This is a genomic window from Providencia sp. PROV150, from assembly GCF_028481025.1.
Taxonomy (GTDB): domain Bacteria; phylum Pseudomonadota; class Gammaproteobacteria; order Enterobacterales; family Enterobacteriaceae; genus Providencia; species Providencia hangzhouensis.
In genome coordinates this window covers 134,879-155,243 of record NZ_JAMPPJ010000001.1, presented here as the reverse complement: position 1 = coordinate 155,243, position 20,365 = coordinate 134,879, and the positions used below count along the sequence as shown (strand labels likewise).

The 20,365-nt window shown below is 37.2% G+C and carries 18 protein-coding genes; 8 read left to right on the top strand and 10 right to left on the bottom strand.

Annotation, left to right across the window (positions count from 1 at the left end):
- Positions 1-17: 17 nt before the first annotated feature.
- Positions 18-977 (top strand): sugar kinase, encoded by a 960-nt coding sequence (locus PSE83_RS00760; protein WP_164565354.1) that lies wholly within the window; start codon positions 18-20, stop codon positions 975-977.
- Positions 978-989: 12 nt separating this feature from the next.
- On the top strand, positions 990-1,607 hold the full coding sequence (locus PSE83_RS00755) for a bifunctional 4-hydroxy-2-oxoglutarate aldolase/2-dehydro-3-deoxy-phosphogluconate aldolase (RefSeq protein ID WP_004255526.1): 618 nt from the start codon (positions 990-992) through the stop codon (positions 1,605-1,607).
- 298 nt (positions 1,608-1,905) lie between these two features.
- Here the strand turns inward: PSE83_RS00755 and PSE83_RS00750 are convergent, their stop codons facing one another.
- From PSE83_RS00750 to cbpA, 7 genes are all read right to left on the bottom strand, one after another.
- Entirely contained in the window at positions 1,906-2,412 is a 507-nt protein-coding gene (locus PSE83_RS00750; protein ID WP_004255530.1) for a contact-dependent growth inhibition system immunity protein, read from the bottom strand.
- Complete coding sequence (locus PSE83_RS00745) at positions 2,413-2,853, bottom strand: hypothetical protein (protein WP_004255533.1); 441 nt, start codon at positions 2,851-2,853, stop codon at positions 2,413-2,415. It lies immediately after the preceding gene.
- Positions 2,832-3,338 (bottom strand): contact-dependent growth inhibition system immunity protein, encoded by a 507-nt coding sequence (locus PSE83_RS00740; RefSeq protein WP_036957841.1) that lies wholly within the window; start codon positions 3,336-3,338, stop codon positions 2,832-2,834. The genes PSE83_RS00745 and PSE83_RS00740 overlap by 22 nt, the downstream gene beginning before the upstream one ends.
- Before the next feature lie 10 nt (positions 3,339-3,348).
- Positions 3,349-4,263 (bottom strand): hypothetical protein, encoded by a 915-nt coding sequence (locus PSE83_RS00735; protein ID WP_272660590.1) that lies wholly within the window; start codon positions 4,261-4,263, stop codon positions 3,349-3,351.
- A 9-nt stretch (positions 4,264-4,272) separates the two neighbouring features.
- Positions 4,273-9,000, bottom strand: coding sequence for a two-partner secretion domain-containing protein (locus tag PSE83_RS00730; protein WP_272660589.1), 4,728 nt, complete (start codon positions 8,998-9,000; stop codon positions 4,273-4,275).
- Positions 9,001-9,560: 560 nt separating this feature from the next.
- On the bottom strand, positions 9,561-9,854 hold the full coding sequence (locus PSE83_RS00725) for a chaperone modulator CbpM (RefSeq protein WP_004255543.1): 294 nt from the start codon (positions 9,852-9,854) through the stop codon (positions 9,561-9,563).
- The gene (cbpA, locus tag PSE83_RS00720; protein ID WP_110591563.1) at positions 9,854-10,792 is read right to left on the bottom strand and encodes a curved DNA-binding protein; all 939 of its coding nucleotides are present in this window, start codon (positions 10,790-10,792) and stop codon (positions 9,854-9,856) included. The genes PSE83_RS00725 and cbpA overlap by 1 nt, the downstream gene beginning before the upstream one ends.
- 209 nt (positions 10,793-11,001) lie before the next feature.
- Here cbpA and PSE83_RS00715 point away from each other — a divergent pair, with 209 nt between their 5' ends.
- A complete protein-coding gene (locus tag PSE83_RS00715; RefSeq protein WP_272660588.1) occupies positions 11,002-11,451 on the top strand; it encodes a GNAT family N-acetyltransferase in 450 nt (149 codons plus the stop codon).
- A 254-nt stretch (positions 11,452-11,705) separates the two neighbouring features.
- Here the strand turns inward: PSE83_RS00715 and PSE83_RS00710 are convergent, their stop codons facing one another.
- Positions 11,706-12,419: an RNA polymerase sigma factor FliA gene (locus PSE83_RS00710; protein WP_272660587.1), complete on the bottom strand. Its 714-nt coding sequence runs from the start codon at positions 12,417-12,419 to the stop codon at positions 11,706-11,708.
- Positions 12,420-13,037: 618 nt separating this feature from the next.
- Here PSE83_RS00710 and PSE83_RS00705 point away from each other — a divergent pair.
- Entirely contained in the window at positions 13,038-14,216 is a 1,179-nt protein-coding gene (locus PSE83_RS00705; RefSeq protein ID WP_272660586.1) for an MFS transporter, read from the top strand.
- Positions 14,217-14,400: 184 nt separating this feature from the next.
- Here the strand turns inward: PSE83_RS00705 and PSE83_RS00700 are convergent, their stop codons facing one another.
- A complete protein-coding gene (locus tag PSE83_RS00700) occupies positions 14,401-15,513 on the bottom strand; it encodes a FliC/FljB family flagellin (RefSeq protein ID WP_004255557.1) in 1,113 nt (370 codons plus the stop codon).
- 364 nt (positions 15,514-15,877) lie between these two features.
- Here PSE83_RS00700 and fliD point away from each other — a divergent pair, with 364 nt between their 5' ends.
- Genes fliD through fliT form a run of 3 tightly spaced genes read left to right on the top strand, consistent with a single transcriptional unit; the run spans position 15,878 to position 18,114 of the window.
- On the top strand, positions 15,878-17,314 hold the full coding sequence (gene fliD, locus PSE83_RS00695) for a flagellar filament capping protein FliD (protein ID WP_004255559.1): 1,437 nt from the start codon (positions 15,878-15,880) through the stop codon (positions 17,312-17,314).
- Between the two features lie 22 nt (positions 17,315-17,336).
- On the top strand, positions 17,337-17,735 hold the full coding sequence (fliS, locus tag PSE83_RS00690; protein ID WP_004255561.1) for a flagellar export chaperone FliS: 399 nt from the start codon (positions 17,337-17,339) through the stop codon (positions 17,733-17,735).
- Positions 17,725-18,114 carry a flagellar protein FliT gene (gene fliT, locus PSE83_RS00685; RefSeq protein WP_004255564.1) on the top strand — a complete coding sequence of 130 codons (390 nt, stop codon included), beginning with the start codon at positions 17,725-17,727 and terminating at the stop codon, positions 18,112-18,114. Before fliS ends, fliT begins: the two co-directional genes overlap by 11 nt.
- A gap of 53 nt (positions 18,115-18,167) precedes the next feature.
- On the opposite strand, the gene def is transcribed toward fliT, so the two are convergent.
- Complete coding sequence (gene def / locus PSE83_RS00680) at positions 18,168-18,677, bottom strand: peptide deformylase (RefSeq protein WP_004255567.1); 510 nt, start codon at positions 18,675-18,677, stop codon at positions 18,168-18,170.
- 698 nt (positions 18,678-19,375) lie between these two features.
- Here def and PSE83_RS00675 point away from each other — a divergent pair.
- Positions 19,376-20,311: a YadA C-terminal domain-containing protein gene (locus PSE83_RS00675; protein ID WP_004255569.1), complete on the top strand. Its 936-nt coding sequence runs from the start codon at positions 19,376-19,378 to the stop codon at positions 20,309-20,311.
- Positions 20,312-20,365: the final 54 nt, after the last annotated feature.

Here is a 20,365-nt window from a genome sequence, read left to right as displayed (position 1 = left end):
TCGCGCAGGTGGTGAAAATGAATACACATCCGCAAGTTGCCGTTATTGGCGAATGCATGGTTGAGTTGCAAAAATCGGGTGAACTTTATAGACAAACATTTGGTGGGGATACACTCAATACCGCGCTATACCTGTCTCGTTTAACTAAAGATCACGGTGTGACAACCCGTTACATCACCGGTTTAGGTCAGGATCCATTCAGCCAGCAAATGCTAGCAAGCTGGCAGCAAGAAGGCATCAATACCGATGAGGTATTTATTTCTGATAAACACCTACCGGGTATGTACCTAATTGAAACCTCAGCAGATGGCGAACGCCGTTTTTTCTATTGGCGCGATAATGCCGCCGCAAAATTTTGGCTTGATGCCGTTTGTCTTGACCACAACAGCAAAGCCCACACACAGCAAATCCTAAATTCGCAACAATTTATCTATTTAAGTGGCATCAGCCTAGCCATTTTACCTAGCGCTTCACGCCAGTTGTTATTTGAAATGTTACAGCAAGCTAAACAGCATGGTGCCCAAATTGTGTTTGATAATAACTATCGCCCCGCACTTTGGTCTTCCAAACAAGCGGCACAACAGGCTTATCAGCAAATTTTAAGCTTAACCGATATCGCTTTTCTGACCTTTGATGACGAACAACTGCTTTACGATGATATTGATGAAACTGATGCAATTGCACGTACCCAACAATATGGTGTGAACGAAATAGTGATCAAGCGCGGTGCTGATGCCTGCTTTGTGATTATCGATAACGAACGTATTGAAGTCCCTGCGAATAAAATCAACCACGTGGTTGATACCACTGCAGCAGGGGATTCTTTCAGTGCCGGCTACCTTGCTTGCCGTATTTTAGGTGGCAACCCATGCGAAGCGGCAAAAACAGGTCATTTACTGGCTGGAACCGTCATCCAACACCGGGGAGCGATTATTCCATCCGAAGCTATGCCAACCACTGCTTTAGAAACATGTTAAGAGGCTTTAACCATGAATCAATTACTTGAAAGAATTAAGAAACTCAATGTTGTTCCTGTTATCACCATTAATAATGCAGAGCATGGTGCGCCATTAGCAAAAGCTTTAGTGGAAAATGGCCTGCCATGTGCAGAGGTCACCTTCCGCACCCCTGCCGCGGTACAAGCGATTAAAAATATGCGTGCTGCTTACCCTGAATTATTGATTGCCGCAGGCACGGTATTAACCACAGAGCAAGTTGACCAAGCCATTGAAGCGGGTGTAGATTTTATCGTCAGCCCGGGTTTTAACCCAAAAATTGTGGCTTATTGCCAACAAAAGAACGTGATTATTATTCCTGGGGTGAATAACCCAAGCTTAGTGGAGCAAGCCCTTGAATTTAATCTCACCACATTGAAATTCTTCCCAGCCGAAGCCTCTGGCGGGGTTGCCATGCTCAAAGCACTCAGCGCCGTTTACCCGGTTAAATTTATGCCAACTGGCGGTATCGGTGTGAAAAATATAAAAGAATACACCGCATTACCATCTGTATTAGTGTGCGGCGGTTCATGGATGGTACCGAATGAATTAATTGACAGTGAAAACTGGCAAGAGCTCGGCAAACTCATTGCCGAAGCCGCAACCCTTTAATTAACAATAAAAATCTCGTTGTTGTTATTGTGCCCTTACTGGATGGTAAGGGCTTTTTTGTTGTTCGTGTTTATTAAAATATTGTTTCATTATTAGCTTTATCAAATTAATCAAAGAATATAATACAATTTACTAATAACTTAGCTTTTAGATTTATTTAAATAACTGACAAATAAATAAGAATTGAATGAAACTGCATACATTTTATTTTCGCAGAAGAAAACCAATAAAGTTTATTTTATTAATACTACTTATATACCCCATTAAAAATCTTATTAACTATCTAATAATATAAAATTCAAATAACACTTCGGCAACGAGATATAACTTCCTTTATCGCTTCACCAAGTTCTTCATCAGAAATACTATCCGGCAAAACAATATAGTCATCCTCAGTAAATCCATCCCCCGTCCATGTTTCTAGTTTTTTATGGAGTGTTGGCGTAATTATTATATGATCACCCTCTCGACAAATGTGGCATAACATCATTTTTAATAAAAAACTTTTACGGTTTTTCGACTTGCATATTTTTTTCCCATCATCAATCCATTTTTGATAGGCCAAAGATACACCATCACGACTAAAAATATCCTCGGGCGTATTTATATCAATTATTCTACTATTATCCAGCGCTAAAAATATTGTTTTGCCTAACTCCCGCGTATCAACCTCTTTCGAAAGATGATAAATAGGCATTTTATAGTCCAAAACACGGAGATTATAACGCGAAATGGTATGTATAAAATAATACTCCTCATTAAAGTAAATGCTTACCCAAGACTCTTTAGTAGAAGAATTACTCATCTATCCTCCTTGCTTTACAATTATTACTCTAAGACTTATATTCTTTTCTGCTGCATATATTATTGACTGATTGATTTCCAGCCATTGTGATGCTGTTGTTTTATCTAGAACTCCTAGCTCTATTGTTTTAGTTTTTATATCTGAGCTTTTCAATTCAACGCCGGACTTACTAGCACCTTTAAAATCATTTACTTTATTAATGTAACTGTTAAGTACTCGATTTATTTCATTCTGCTTTTGGTGTGTCTTTGCACTGGTATTTAAGGTTTTCACACTTACAGCTTCTCCCTTTGAAAAATAATCGAAAGTTTCAAACCCATATGACATTCTTTCTGCTTTCTTAAAATTTCTATGTACACCAATATAATCTTCAAATGGATAGCCTTGCTTGTAAACGCCTTCACTACAGCCTAGACATTTTACTTGACCACACTTCGGCAACGAGAAAGCACTTCCTTTATGGCTTTACCTAATTCTGCGTTTGTTACTGTATCCGGTAAAATAATATCATCATCATCACTATATCCATCTCTCGTCCAATCTTTTAGTTTTTTATGCAAACTAGGTTGCAATATAATGTTACCATTAATTCGTTTAATACTGCATGACATCATATTTAAAAAAAGTGATTTTATACTTTTAAACTTACATTTAATTAACACATCACCAACCCACTCTTTATAGTCTTCATCAATCCTCTTCCTATCAAAAAAATCAGAATTTTCATACGGATCTATAATTCGACACTGACTTAATGCTAACTTTAACATTTCACCTAACTTTTCTTCAGCAGTATTTTTTTCCAAACAATAAACGGGCGTCTCATTATCTCTAACAAAAAAATGATATCCCGAAAGAACAAATATAAAATAAAATCGTTCGTTAACTCGGATTGATACATTATCCCCAGAATCATAATCAAGCATATATTGTTCCTTACTTAACAACCGTTATATTAAGTTTTATGTTTTTATCATTAGCGTAAATTATTGATTTATTAATTTCAATCCATTGTGCTGGAGTAGTTTTACACGGTATAGCTAACTCTATCGTTTTATTTTTTACACTTGACTTTTCAAGCTTAAATTTAATGCTGTTTATTCCTTTGAAATTAACCACATCATTTATATATCCGTTTATTTTTGAACTGATCTTAACTGGGTTTTGATATGTTTTAGCTCCCGTATCTAATGTTTTTACACTTATCGCTTCTTTATTTTTTGTAAAATAGTCAAATGTTTCCGTCCCCGCAGGTAACCTTTCACTATCCGCTAGTTTTCTAGATTTACCAATATAATCTTCAAATGGATAGCCTTGCTTGTAAACGCCTTCTCCAAAAGCCATATAGGTTTTTCTACCGTCCGGCTCAATTCTATATATTTCTTTGATATCTATAATAGGCCAAGATTTTTTACCATTCAATAGCGCATCAACATATCGGCCTGAATTCGCTGATATGCTAGCAGCACTTTTAACAGTAACAATATATCCTGCTACCTTAGTAAATAGTTGACCAGTTTCTAAACCCGCATTAAACGCACCATCAGCTCCAGCTTTCTGATATTCGATTTCAATTTTATTAATTCGATTTAGAATATCTTGTTTTTCACCCTCAGCTATATCACTGAACATTGTTTCACTTGTTAATAAAGCACGTATCCCATCCCATGTTTCTTCATAATTTATTGTTCCATTTACAACATCTTTTAATGTATCCCATAACTCTGCAGGAACTCCCGCAACGAAACCGGCAGCAAAAATACCATCCTGATGACTACTGGCTAATCCCCATTTGATATGGATCCCAGCACGCTTAAAAAGATTAGGCTCAGCAGCTAGCTCTTTTTCCATTAACTCACGTTACTTGTGAGATAAATAGTTATAACGAAAAGTATTCTCAGCACTATTTGCTGCGCTATAAACCCCTCCGGGTTCGCCAGTAAATATCGCACCTGAAAATCCGCCAAAAGCTTTCGCCATTTGAGCTTTTTGTTCTGCTTTCTTTTTCCATTCATGCGCCTGAATTAAATTATCATCTAGAGCAATCGCTGCAAATTCCGCAGCGAGAGCACCAACAACAGCACCTTTTGTATTGTTACCTGAAAGCTCAGCAGCAAGCCCGCTCACAGCAGCGTGACTGAGCATTTTACCTGATTGACCTAAAATTTGCCCATTATCGCCAATTAGCCTAGCACCCTCTGCATTCAGTTGATTAGCGACATTACCTAAAAATGCATTTTTTAAATTTTGAGTAAAACTGCCACCTTGAATTGATGTATTAATGCTTGAACTAACAACAGATTGTGCCGCAACACGTTGTGCCACATTACTCCAATCACCATCACTCAATAAAGGTAGCTTAGCTTCAGCCCCAGTTCCTGCTCCCCACTCCATATGAACATCTAAACCACTGAGTGCGCCGGAAACAGCCATCTGGGTAATAATCGATTTAACCGTTTCGCTCCGGCCTAATGCATTAAATGTTTTTGTTAAATCTCCTTTATTTTCAACCAATGCATTAGCTGTTTGAGCTGATAAAGCCATCACGCCACTATAAGCCGCTCCGGATATTGCACCTCCTGTCACACCACTAGATCCGGATGATGCCCAAGCTGCAAACTCGGTTGCCGTTCCGTGAGTCATTGCTGCAATTGAAATCATAATCAATGCTGACACTACAGGGTTTAAATGCTGACTTTCATAATCCCATTGCTCATAAGCATCTTTAACAATATCCCATTGGATATCTTTACGATCTTTTAAACTGGCTAGCCATTTAGTTTCATCCCTTTTCCCTAATTCATTAAGGACACTTTCTAAATTTTGAGCATTTTTAGCTTTAACATCTGCACTCACACCATTCGCGGCACCAACAGTCAACGCACCACCAATATGTAATGAGGGTAATACCCATGAGTCCTCTTTATATCCCTTATCCCGGTGAGTAATATAAAAGCCAGTTGAATTAGAAATGACTTGCTCAAACTTACTATTTTTAACTGCTTTAAAATTCACCTTACCAGTCTGGCTAGTTATCTTTGCATTTTGTCTGGTGTTGAGTTTTGTAGCTTCTAATGTGATATCGTCTTTGGCAAATAAGTTGATATCTTTATTTGCGACAAATTCAGAGACTTTATTCGTAGCAGATTGAAAGTTTTTTATTTCATGGGTCGAACCCCAGAAGCATGATTTTATACCTAAAAAACGATTGCAATATTTGCGCTCTTCCTCCCACTTAGTCGTTTCAATCATAGATTGTGCGTAAAGGATCCCCCCCTTAGCTGCAATATCAATAAAGCCTTTCGCTGCAAGTTTTGTTGCTTGAAATAATGTACTACCATTTGACAATAAAGTGATATTTTTCCCGCTATGAATTTCTGATCTACGTTGTTCCCTTTTATCTGTATTATTTTTTCGACTTTCCTCTGTTAATGCTTCAAACTTGATATTGTTATCACTTGTAATTGTGATATTTTTACCTGCTTCTAACTTAGCGCCTCGACTAACAAAATCTCCAGCAGAACTTAAAACAATATCTTTACCACTCTCTATTGAAGTGACTAAATTTTTCCTTTCATAAAAATTCCTAGTTGGAAAGTCAGTCAAGGAATATGATGTAGAATCAAGAGTAAGTTGTTTGCCCGCTGATAGTGTGATGTTTCCCCCACTCGAAAGGTTAGCTGAAATAATCCCCATATCTTCACCACTCATCATAGTGAGATCTTTTTTAGCGGAAATGGGAGCAATTAGTTTCTGTATTTGTGAATGAGATAATACTCGCGTTAATTCATTCGCTTTTTCTGGTAAAAAATATGCATCTAGTGTGTCCGTAAGAACAGCATCATATTCACCAGACGAGAATCGAGGTCTAATTGAAAGCTCAGAGCCATTTATAAAATTAATGTTATTATTAGAATAAAAACCATAACCTGATGAAAATAAATTATCACCCGCTTGAAGCAATAAGTCTTTATTTGTTTGTATTTTCCCTCTATTGTTAAGAAAGTTATTAAAATTAGTTTTATATTTTTCACTATCCCATAACTCTTTAACTCGTATCTTAGGGGTATTTATATCGTTTTCCAAAAACAATATATTTTCACCTGCATTTACAGAGAAATTATTTAGAGGTTTTATCACTGAATCGAGGAAAATTACATTTCCTTTTGCTTGCACTAAGATATCATTTTTAACTGAAATATTTCCTTCATATGCTTTCCCATTTTTATTGTAATATCTTTCAGGCGTGTCATTTGAAATCAACACACTGCCTTGTAAAGATTTTATAAACGCATTATTTGCATTTACTTGACTATTTTTCCTTACTTCTATATTTTTATCAGCTGAAAGAATAAAATCATGCTTTGTATCTATTTCTGCATTTTCTAAATCAATATTTGTATTAGAAAATATGTATACATCCTGTTCGGATTTTAACCCATGATTAATTTTAACATTTCCCCCCTTGATAAAAACATTTTTAGCAGTAACAATATTAGGTACATCCTGAATGATTTCTTTATCTTTTGGTAGAACGATGAAAGGTTTATCATCATAATAATCAAGGTGAGAATAGCGATTAGATGGATATAGCTTACTTGCTTTTGAGTTGCCATAATCAGGTTTATTAATAATGCCTTTAACAAAGCCATTACCTAGTGATATTCTATCATTGGATGTATATCTAAAATCCACATCCTCTAAGAAATCACTCATAAAATTATTACCTGCGAAAATACTGGCAGGAGCATAAATAGGGTAGTCTATTTGGCGTAATGCAAAAGTCTCATCAGGTAGTCTATACCCAGTAATACTATAATCTATAAATTGATTGCTAATGGCAGGGCTATCTGTGAATGTTAATTCATTCCGCATGGCATTTGGTGTAAACCTATAATAACGCTCATGTTCGTTTTGAACTAATAAACTACTATTTATGAAGCTCCTCCCTGTCAATATCATATTTTCTTTTGATTTTATATTACTACCATAGTTTAATAATTCATTAGCGGATATATATAAGTTCTTACCAGCCAAGATATCACCTGTTTTACCAATGGTTTTATAGGCATATTTATAATTTCCTAGGTTAATAACAGGTAGGGAAGAAATGGGAACTGTACCACCAAGCAATCTATTTAAAAACTCCAAGTTTCTTTTTGGGTCACTAATCCCAGAATTGACAAAATAACTATTTTGCCAGTCTCTAAAATCATAGGCGGGCACATCATAATTATGTGTCAGAAAATAAAGAACTCCATCATCTGTTATTCCTTCTTTTATCGGGTTTAAAATAATGGGATTTTTAAATTCCTTACCCACTGCATCATTGGAAAAAACAGATTTTTTATCATCACTACCTTGAGCGGTAAAATATAGTCCCTCTAAGCTTCGGTTATTTGCAACCTCTTTCGCTCTAACAACCAAGTCTCCCTTTTCTGTTTTAATCGTTGCGGACTTGTTTACGATAGATTGACTTAAATCTCCAATTGCATTTTTCTGTATCCACAAATTTTCTTTCGCTTGAACAAGTGCTTTTTCACCCGTATTTTTAATTGTATTAGAAAAAATACGCATGTCCTTACCTGCTATAATCTCGCCTTCATTGATTAAAGAATTTGTCGCAAGGGTAATATCATTTTCCGCATTTAATTTTGCATTTTTCTTAATATAGAGTTCTTTACCACTAACATTAATTTCATTTTTTGATTGAATATTACCATTTGTTGTAATTTTCCCATCAGCAGTTAGTATTAAGCTTCCTTGAGTGGTGTAAATGTTATTTAAATTGACTCCTATACCTGATGCTGTACTCGTTAATTTTATTTGGCCAGCATACATGCCTCCAAGTGCTTTTGTATCAATAGCAATAATAGGGCTTTGTATTTCGCCATTAATTGATGTTACAGTTCCTTTTTGGAAATCAATACGATTATTCCCATGCATCAATGAGACATTTTTCCCTTTAATTTGTCCATTAAGAACCATTGCTTGGCTAATAATATCCGTATAATTTGGGGTTTCGGCATTCATTCCTTTATTGCCAATGGTGATCGTCCCTTTTTTTACTTCAATAGCAGATAATTGACCGTCGCTACCAAGAAATGGTTTTCCTGTTGTTAGGGTGAGCGCGGGAACATTGATAAAGCTACATCCATTGCACGTTATTCCATTTGGATTTGCTATAATCACATTCGCAGATTTTCCCGCCACTTCCAATTTTCCAAGTAACTGGGACTGACTATCACCTACAACTTCATTAATAATCAGTTCTGCATTAATTCCTCTTAACTTATTGTTTCCATTTATGTCCCCTGCGAGTTGAGTTTTTACTGTATTCTTTGAATTATTTAATATAATACCTTTTTCAAGTACATTAAATTGTTGGTATTTATTATGCGAAATACCATTTTCATTTGGAGTAGCTATATTAACAATAGTGGTGCTGTTTTTTTGATAAACTGAAGAGTCATTCCCTGAAATTAAAACATTACTACCCCAAGATGGATTAATCGAAAATAATATAAATAAACACATCAGATAGTAGATAATAAAACGCTTCAAACGTGGTATTTTATGTTCAACCATAAACTTCTCCTACACAGATTATGGGTTAGCTTGAATATTCCAATGTAATGACCAATTATTTACCTTTAATTTCGATGGGTAATACAAAGGAGTGCTAGAATTCCTTGTGTTCTAACTTCATTAACTAAAACATATGATGAGTTTGATTCCATTTTTCTAATACTATTTTCATTTCTTCCTTATTTTTTAACGGCAGGTTTTATAATTCTTTTCTTTGATTTAATTCTGATATCAATCTTTGATTTTTCTCTTGAGCATGGATATCCCTGAAAATTGATAGTGATGTCAAAAAAGAATAAGCACATTTATTAAAATGTGAATACCAAGCCAATTATTTTCATGAAAATGATAATAGTATTTTTCATGTATATATCCCTATGTGTTCCAACATGAAAAAAAAAATAACAGTGACATATATATCCAACAAGCATCAAATTTATTATATGTCTTATAAAAATTAAAAACATGATTAGTTTAAAAAACAAATAGCAACTATAACCACCACAAACCTAATTTACTTATTAAGGCTTGTGGTGGTGAATAATTAAATTATTGGCTAACTAACCAATAAAACGTTTTAACTGTAAACGCAACATCTCATTTTCGCGTCGGAGTATTTCATTTTGATCCATTAGGCTCATAGCCATTGCGATGCCCGGCCAGTCAATTTCTAATTCATGGTAAAGACGCACGGCTCTTCTCACAATGACTACCGCTTGGTCGTCAAACAACCATTCATTAGTAGTTTCAATAGGTTGAATTATCCCAAGGCCGACAATTTCCTGTAATTCATCTTCAGCAATACCGGTATGAACGCAAAAATCAATAACGGTTAATGTGGTTAACTGTTCCATTATTTTCCTCCCCAATTTTTACGCGGGTCAAAGTGCGTATGGCTCTCAGCCAACTTCTGCCATAGTGCATCCGACTCTGCATTACTGCTATTCGGCATCACGATTTTTATAATCGCATACAGATCCCCAGCTGTGCCTTTATGTTTCAGCCCTTTGCCTTTAAGGCGTAATTTTTGGCCAGCTTGGCTATTAGCAGGAACGGTGATCACAATCGGGTCTTTTAATGTTGGAATGGTGACTTTAGTTCCGAGGGCTGCCTCCCATGGCGCAAGCGGCACGACCACTTCTAAATCATGGCCTTTGATATCAAATAATGGATGTGGTGCAATGCGGATGGTTATCCATAGATCGCCATTTTCACCGCCATTTTCCCCCGCTGTGCCTTGCCCTTTTAAGCGAATACGTTGCCCATCAATCACCCCTGCCGGGATAGTCACATTAAGTGTTTTGGGAACTTCATTTTCGATAAAACCAAAAGCGTTATAGACGGGTAAGTTATAGCTAATGGTACGTTTATGTGGTTCTTGGGTTTCTTCAAGGAAAACAGCCAGTTCAACTTCTAAGTCCTGCCCGCGGTGACTGCGTGCTTGCCTTGTGCCACCACGTGTACGTTGGGAAAACATCGATGAAAAAATGTCATCAAAACCACCCGCATCAAACCCTTGCTGAGAATATGTGTGGCTTTGTTGACCTTGGTTGGCTTGGTTAAAATAGGGGTCATTTCTGTGCTCCCACATTTCATCGTATTCCGCGCGTTTTTCTTTGTCGCTGAGTACCGCCCACGCCTCTGCAATTTCTTTAAATCGCGCTTCTGCATTTGGCTCTTTACTGACATCTGGGTGATATTTTCGCGCTAAACGGCGATACGCGGTCTTAATGGTTTTTAAATCATCGGTGCGCTTAACACCCATGATGCTGTAATAATCCTTTAGTTCCATAGTCATATCTCGTTCACTTATCTGTTGAATAGAATTCTTATGGTATTTACCCAATTGGGTTAAACATCACAACGACCTTGAATTTAACTTAGGACATTTACGCAGTAATTGGAATAGCTAGGCCATGATAAAATTCCACAAAAAACAGGAAATTTACGCTATTTCAGGCTAAACCTATAAGAGTGCCGTTTGATTAATAGGGGAACTCTATGGATGCTCTTGCCAATCGCCTGAACTATAAAGTCAATTTTGCCATATCTATTGAGGATTTTATTCGATTAATTCGCCAGTCACCATTTAAAGAAATGGTGCCAACCGATAATCTCACTCAATTAGATGCAATGTTGAATAACGCGGATTTATTGGTTAGTGCATGGGATGAGGAACAGGTGGTCGGTTTTGTCCGCACGGTGACGGATTTTAGTTCTTGCTGTTATATCTGCGAACTGGCCGTTGATATGCATTATCAAAAACACGGTATCGACCGCCAATTAATGCGCCTCGTCGCTGAAGAACTCCCCGCCGACTGCCAGATTTTATTTTTCTCCACCGACAGCAACCTCACCGAATATTTAAAACTGGGGTTCTCCCAATCCCCAAGAGCATGGCACACCACGGCAGAGAATTTTTTGGTTAGATCGGCAGAGCTGGATGAATAATAGAAAGTAAAATTACTAAAAACGTAGAAAATGATAGAGTGATAAGCAACTCATCTCGTTAGTAAAAGACTGACATAGACACATAAAAACAAATTTAATTTAAATGAGTATTAAAATATCTCAATACTGATGCTCTAAATAATTCGTGCTACAGCTAGGCGGCAAGCTAGTTTAGCCCTAGGAGCATACATCAGTATGTGACTAGGGTGAACTAGTGAAGCCAACAACGCTGTGGTGCGAAGTATGACGAGCATCTATCTGAGGCGGCCGCGGAGGCGCTTAATAGCCTGACTATGCAGCTGACTCACCCTTGACTCCCCCACCTCCAACACCGCGCCAATCTCCTTCAAATTCAGCTCTTCTTGGTAATACAGCGTCAGCACCATTTTCTCGCGCTCAGGCAGCTGCTCAATCGCCGCCGCAATTTGGTCACGCAAGCTGGAGTCCAGCAACAAGCTCAACGGGTTACCGCCGTCATCTTCATCCATTTGTGGCTCACAGCTTTCCCCGTGAATTTCATGCCACTCATCATAGGAAAACAGTTGGCTATTATTGGTGTCTAGTAGCGCTTGGCGATACTCAGCAAGGTCAATATCCAGCGCTTTGGCGATTTCCGGCTCAGTCGCACTTCGCCCTAAAGATTGTTCCAGCACACCAATGGCTTTGGTCATTTCTCGTGCTTGGCGGCGCACACTACGCGGCACCCAGTCACGACTACGCAATTCATCTAGCATTGAGCCACGAATACGCTGCACCGCATAGGTAGCGAACGATGCCCCTTGAGTCACATCGAAACGTTCCAATGCATGCAATAAACCAATGCCCCCCGCTTGAATTAAGTCGTCGATATCAACACTGGCGGGTAGTCTGACTTGCAGTTTTAGGGCTTCATGGCGTATTAGAGGGTAATAACGCTCCCATAGGCTATTTTTATTAATCACACCTTCGGCAGTATACAAATCACTCACAACCTGAATCACCCTTCAAGCTCTATAAAAGTTATTCATTATCTGTGTTGGTTTTGAATTCAATCCGTAGAGTAAGGCACTAAATGTGGCTTTATTTGCCTTATCCTAAATAGGTAAAATTTGAATGATTGCAATGTTAACGATTGTTTTAACACAATTTTTAGGGAATTTTACTGGTAATACAAGAGGGAGTAGTTGTTTTGTTGAGATGTGATTTTGTCATTAAATTGCAGATTTGGGCTTTAGACTTTGTTATTGACTAAATTAGCCTTCTTAAAGCAAGTAAAGTTATCGGTAAGCAGCAAGCTAGCTTAACACTAAGCATGAGAACCAAAGTAAACATAGCACTAGATATGGAAAATAATGACAATGAAAATAATCAGATTAATGGATTATATATAAATAATATCATTATTAAATACAATTAATATTAATTAAACATTAAGTTAATTCGGACTAACAAAGTAAACAACTTATTATTTGACAGATTTAACTTATATAATGTATTTTTACATTCACTAATGTAATAGCATATTAGTTTAATTAAAAAGTAAAATGACATATAGATATTTTGAAGTTATTATCTTTTAATTTAAACTTAAATAATTAAGAAGAAAAATGATATACAAAATATATTTCTTTTATTTTTTCTTTCTTTTCCCGATGTGGATATCCAAAACATTACAACCCATCTATTGGGAACAGCAAGCGCAATTGAAGTTATTTTCAATTTCATACGTAATGATGGCGGTTGCGGGGGCGTGCTCACTACTTTATGCCAAAGGGCTATCCCGATTTGGTACTAAGACTGGTTTAATTGTGGGCTTTTTACTGTATGGGTGTGGCCTTGTTCTTAGAGCCTATCCCACAGGGATGGCTATCGCCGTGACTTCAGGTTTGATGGCAGGGATGGGTGCAAGTATTATCGCTATTGCGCTAAAATCACTGATTTTTAATATTGATAAACAGGAACAAAATAAAGTCCTGTTGCACACTGATAATTTAAGCACAATTGCACAAAGCCTTGGGGCTTTTATTGCAGGAGGGCTAGTGACGATTTTATCAATTATCGATCAAACTCCATATCGTTCCGCCTTATTGATTAGCGGGGTCATGGTATTAATCGCCATTGTAGCCATTCCTTCATTAAAAATACCAAAAACTGAGAAACCATTAGTAAAAAAAGGCTCCCAAAAAGGCACTTCATTTTTTCATTTTCTCAATAAAGCAGATTTAGTTTTATTTATTGCATTTATTCTCAGTGGCACCAGTTGGGCGTTGATCTTACCCATTATTCCGGTGTATTTAAAAAACATGCACTTTTCAGATACAAATGTTGGCCTAGTGCTATCATTAGGTGTGATCACCGGGCTAGTACTCAAGAACCTTTTTATGTTTATTTTTTCTGACAAAGATAAACCTATCTCATTACTCGTTTTTTCTGGTTTATGCATGCTGATGCTCTATGGTATGTTTTGGTCAATAAAATTTAGTTCCCCGATTGTTTTCGCCATCTCGGTTATTGCCATGTATATGTTTAGAACCGTTTGCTCACTATTAATTAATTTGGTTGAGATGGAGATTGCACGCAAAAGAAATGCCGAGCATATTTTTGGTTTAATACAAACCGCATTTTTGACAGGGGATATCTTTGGTGGAATTGCCCTACCCTATGCTTATGAGTCTGGTTTTCTGGTCAACACCCCTCTCGCTATTATTATTTTTATTCTGTTATCAAATATATTAATTTACAGCTGTGCCAAAACCAGCGCTAAAAGCCATACAGAACTTGTCTGAAAATGCTTAAGCGAGCCCTAAATAATTCGTGGTGCGGCTAGGCGACGAAGGAGATTATCCCGATGAGCGTACATAGGTACGTGATTCGGGTGAGCGACTGAAGTCAACAACGCTGCGGCGCGAAGTATGACGGGCAAAGAAAAGGCCAGCATTGCTGGCCTTTAATCAGGAATACAAGTCTAAATTAACGTAACAGACTTAAAACACCTTGTGGAACTTGGTTAGCTTGCGCTAACACAGCAGTACCTGCTTGTTGCAGGATCTGACCACGGCTCATGTTAGAAACTTCTGTCGCGAAGTCAGCATCTTGAATACGACTACGTGCTGCGCTCAGGTTGTTAACAGAGTTGTTCAGGTTGTTGATAGTAGATTGGAAACGGTTTTGAATCGCACCTAATCTAGAACGGCTTTCATCAACTTTATTGATTGCGTTGTCTAACGTTGCTAAAGCATCATCTTTAACATCTAAAGATTTTACATCTTTACCAGCACTTGCTGTAAATTCACGAGCAGTAACTGCTACACCAGTTTTTAGGTTTACTTGAGTTGCAGTTGTACCATCAGCCTCAAAATCTGCATCAGTTACTAAATAGCTTTTGCCACCCTCTGTTGCAACATATTTACCAGGTACTGCTTTACCATCTTCAGTGTATTCTTTCACTGTCAAACCAGTTTTATAAGTAGTACCACCAGCAACACCAACATCTTTTGCATCGATATTTGCTGAGCCTGCCGCGGTTACTCCTTTCTTAGTTGTGGTTTCAGTAAACAGTTTATCACTTGTAACTTCTAATTCAGTTGTATCAACTTTATCTAATTTAAATTTGATAACTTCGTTATCATTCGTACCTACTTGGATACTCATATCTGTTTTTTCGCCGCTAAGCACTTTAACGCCGTTAAACTGGGTTTCTTTAGAGATACGGTCGATTTCAGCTAAACGCTCTGTCACTTCATTTTGAATTGAAGTTAAGTCAGAGTTAGAGTTAGTCCCGTTTTTAGCTTGAACAGTCAGTTCACGAATACGCTGTAAGTTATCATTGATTTCGTTCAATGCACCTTCAGTGGTTTGCGCGATAGAAATACCGTCGTTAGCATTACGAGATGCTTGGGTTAAACCTTTAACGTTTGAAGTGAAACGGTTAGCAATCGCTTGGCCTGCTGCATCGTCTTTAGCGCTGTTGATACGTGAGCCAGAAGATAAACGCTCAATCGCAGAACCTAATACGCCTTGTGAACGGTTTAAGTTGTTCTGAGTAGTCAGAGACAGAATGTTAGTGTTGATAACTTGTGCCATGATGTGATCCTTATTATTCAAATTAATGCGTTAAGCCAAAATGCTTAACTTGATGAATTTCGTCAGCAACTAAGTTATCGGCTACAAAAAAGTCCCCTTTAGGCTTTTTAATGAAAATTTTTATCCGCAAGGGGGCAAATGGCTTTACAGCCCGCTTTTAATACCGTTTTTTTAACAAACTTATTGGTTTTTATTAATTTTCTTATTATTTAATTTCAATAGTGATAATTAACGGCTTTTACCTCATCAGTTCTCGCCATTACTCTTTTTCAGAATAGTCTAAAATTTTGCTCCGTTTTGCCGATAGCACTCTAAATAAATTTTATTTCAGAGTTTATGTCACAGACATAGAATAGGAGAAAATATGGCAGGAATATCCACTCTCGGTATCGGGGCAAACTTAGATTTAAATGTGCAAATGGACCAAATTGAGGCAATGGAGCGTCGTCGCCTTGACCCATTAACTACACAAAAAGCCAGCTATGATGCGCAAATTAGCGCCTATGGCAAAATGCAGTCATCATTAGAGAAACTGAAAAAAGCGGCCGAGGACTTAAAAAAATACGGCGATATCAGCACCACCAAAGTCACTGGTGAATATAAAGCTTTTGACGTAAAAACCGATGGTAAAGCCGTAGCTGGTGTGCATGATGTGTTAGTGACGCAACTTGCTAAAGCACAAACTATCGCCACTAAAGGCCACGCTGATAATAAAGAATTGCTCGGTAGTAGTGCCAAAGAACGGACTATCACTATTACCCAACCCTCACAGAAAGAAGAAAAAGATAAAATCGTTATCAAATTGGATAACCAGAGTACTTCTTTAATTGAGCTGGCAGAGGCCATTAATAAAACCGATAAAGGCGTGACAGCCTCCGTCATTAAAGATAAAAATGAACAATATCACCTTGTTGTAACATCTAAAAAAGAAGGCACAGATAACCGTATTAGCATTAATGTTGAAGGTGATGATGAACTGGCTGCAATCTTAAACGTTGAATCAGAGTTAGATGCCAGTAAAAATGTCGTGCTGAAAAACCCTACCGGCATTGGTATGGAGCAGAAAGTCGCCCCCCAGAATGCACATTTAACTATTGATGGATTCGAACTTGAGTCTCAAACCAATGAAGCCAAAGATTTGTTCCCTGGCTTAACGCTGACACTGAAAAAAGAAAGCGAAGACAATAAAGCTGACCATTTAATGGTTTCAGAGGATATCGAGCCCGCTAAAGGTAAAATTAAAGCATGGGTAGATGCCTATAATGAATTCCAAACTTTAGCCAAAGAACTCACCAAATATACACCAAATGAACGCGGCACAACCCCAGATAAAACCAATGGGCCATTAATCGGTGATTCTACTCTGCGCGTTATTCAAAGCACCCTACGTACACAAGTTCGTTCACCACAAAATAGTGGTGAAATCGATACGCTCAATAAAATGGGGATCAAACAGAAAACAGATGGCACCTTAGAAATTGATAACAAGTTGCTGGATAAAGCCCTCAAAGAGAACCCATCGAGTGTCAAAGTTTTTTTTGCCGGTGATGGTGAAAAAACGGGTTTTGGCACTGAAAATTTTAACTTTTTAAAAGGGACTTTAGATACAAAAGATGGCTCATTACACAATGCCACTGATGGTATTCAGAAGAAAAAGAAAAGCTTAGACAAACGTATTGAGCAGACCAATAAACAAATCGAAAACACCATGGATATGCATCGCCGTCAGTTCCAAAACCTCGATAAAATGATGAGTTCGCTCAATAGTACAACGAATTCTTTAGGCCGGTTATTAGGCTAATAAATACTTTTAGGTTAAAAACATGTATCAACGACACGCACAGCAAGCTTATCAACAGGTCGATTTAGAGAGTGAAATCACCAATGCGACCCCATACCAACTGATCCAAATCCTGTTTAAAGGGGCCCTTAGTGCCCTAAAACGCGGGGAGATTTTTATGCTGCAAGGTAAGGTGGCGGAAAAAGGTAAAGAAATCTCAAAAGCTATCGACATCATTGACACTGGGTTAAAGCAGTCGTTAAATTATGAAGCTGGCGGCGAACTTGCAGAAAATTTAGCAAGTTTGTATGAGTATATGACTATGCAGCTACTCCGTGCCAACCTCGAAAACAACGTGGCTTATGTCCAAGAAGTTTACCAATTACTCTCCGATATCGCCTCTGCGTGGCAACAAATCGGTGCAAATGTGGATGAAAGATAATCAGGTGGACAATAAAAATCCTATCGATTTACATGAAATATACCGTAATGTCTTAGTATTAAGTGAAAATTTAGTTGCCTTAGCGCAATCCGGGGAATGGGAGACGTTGGTCTCCCGAGAGACAGAATATGTCCTTGCGGTGGAAAACCTCACCAAGTTAACGCAAGCGTTCGAAAAACAGCAGCCAATAACTGAAGAGTTTATTCAGTTATTGCATAAAATTATTGAAAATGAACGCGTTACTAAAGAATATTTACAACAGCATTTAAACTTTTTAAGCAAAGAAATTAAGCAATTAGACCAAAAACGGGTACTCAATAATAGCTATGGTCAATTTGATGAGCCAGACACCCCGTTAGTCGTTCGCCCCATGGAATGAATTTAAGTGTCAGGCCAACAAGCCTGACACTCTCTTCCCTTCGGGATTACAGCCTATTGTTGCTGCTTTAAACGTTGCTGCTTTTTCAGTTTTTTCAACAGCATATTGCGTTTTAACGGCGATAAGTGGTCAAGAAACACTTTACCGTGTAAGTGGTCAATTTCATGTTGCATGACAATTGCTAAAAACTCGTCACTATCCACTTCAAACGCTTTACCGTGCCTATCGTACGCTTTCACTTTAACGCGCAGGAAACGGTCTACATCCGCATAGATTTCCGGCACAGACAAGCACCCTTCTTGATAACTGGTTTCCCCTTCACTTTCGACGATTTCAGGGTTAACAAATACCATGGGCTCATCACGGTTTTCTGAAATATCAATCACCATAATGGATTTAGTTTCAGCAATTTGCGTGGCAGCGAGGCCAATGCCGTTATCCGTGCTGTACATGGTATCTAACAAATCGTCGATTAAGGTTTGTACCGCAGCGAAATCCGTCACTGGGCTGCATTTAATACGCAGTCGTTCATCTGGAATTTCAATAATTTCTCTTACTGCCATAATTTAAACCCTATAAATTCAATTACTTTTATTCAAATATCAATAATTCAAAATATTTTAAGCGGCAGTAGCGATATTCGATAGCCGCTAACTGCCATCACAACTCTGCCAGTGATGTATGACGAACAGATAAAATATTATCGTCTTTCTATTTCATCAACAACATGCAAAAAATGGCATTGTTAATCAGAAAGAAAATTTCACTTTAAACATCAATAAATTATCACTAAGCTGTTTAGTTTAAACCCTTATGCCACACAAGGTACATAAAATTTCACAGAAAAATAACACGTTATTTGGAAAAAAACATCTAAAATAGAAAAATGGTGCTCCTTTGTAGGTTTCCAACTGTTTTTGTTTTTATCGGCTAGTCGCAGTTATTTGCCTATAGATATTTAATTTTATGTTTTTTCATCATAAAAATTCAGTTAGGCCACATTCAAATTATTTTCAAATTAATATACAATAAATAATAAGCAGAGTATCTTATAATTTAATTAATTTAAAAATTCAGATGTATTTATAATAAAAATTTCACCGCCTTTATTCCAATCAAACACGAATATCCCGAATAATTATAATTTAAAAAATCGATTTTACCCGCCAGAAAAATGACCCTATTATAAATAAGTTGAGAAAAACAAATCCCCTCTTCATTATTCTTTAGATAATATTTTAAATAATACGGAAATTAACACATGGAAAAGAAAGCATTAGCTCGTTATTTAGCTGCTATATTACTCAGCGGTTTGTCTTACACTGCAGTAGCCAACACTACACATTCAAATCCCGCACCAATATTAAGTGATATCAATGCACAAGGGATTAGTAATAATACTAAAGGTATTCATAATAATACTAAAAGAATCATTTATATCAATAAAAAAATCGGTGAGATTGATAGCGAAATTAACCAGATGACCTCAAATTTTAGTAATGATATTGAAAAATTAAATATAAGGCATCTTAATCTTAAATTAGAAACGGGAGATATACGAAATGAGTTAGTGGAGTTACAAAACACCGTAGACAGCTCTATACTCACTTCTTACAACATAAACGCCGAAAAAATACAAGACAATACTGATTTAATTAATGACCAAATCACATCAATACAAAAAGATAATGAAACAGAACACCATGCGTTTGACTCAAAATTAAAAGAAGTCGAATTATATGTACAGGGTGCGTTAATTGGTGTAAATGCGGCGGACCAAGTCACCGAACAATTAAATACCAATATTCAGAATCTTGATAAAAAAGTTATTGGAAACACCTCGTCAATAAAAACCCTAAAAAGTGACGCGGCCAAAACACAAAAAGCGAACGAAGTTAAATTCACAAAGTTAGAAAATAAATTTGACCATGGGGTCAACCAGCTTGATAGCAAAATAGATAAACGAGCCCAAGAAGCCAATTCTGGTATCGCATCCGTTGCTGCAATGAGCAATATCCCTTATGCAACAAATACCCGTTTTAGTGCCGGTGTTGGCGTAGGTAATTACAAAAATGGTTCTGCGATCGCTGCTGGGGCTCAATATCAACTAAAAGAAAATATCAACTTACGCAGTTCTGTTTCTTGGAATAACTCTGATTCTGCCGTTATCGGAGCGGGCGTCGCCTTCGGTTGGTAACTATCTAGCCCCTATTTTTCATATAACCTTTATAAATAATTTATAAGCATTAAC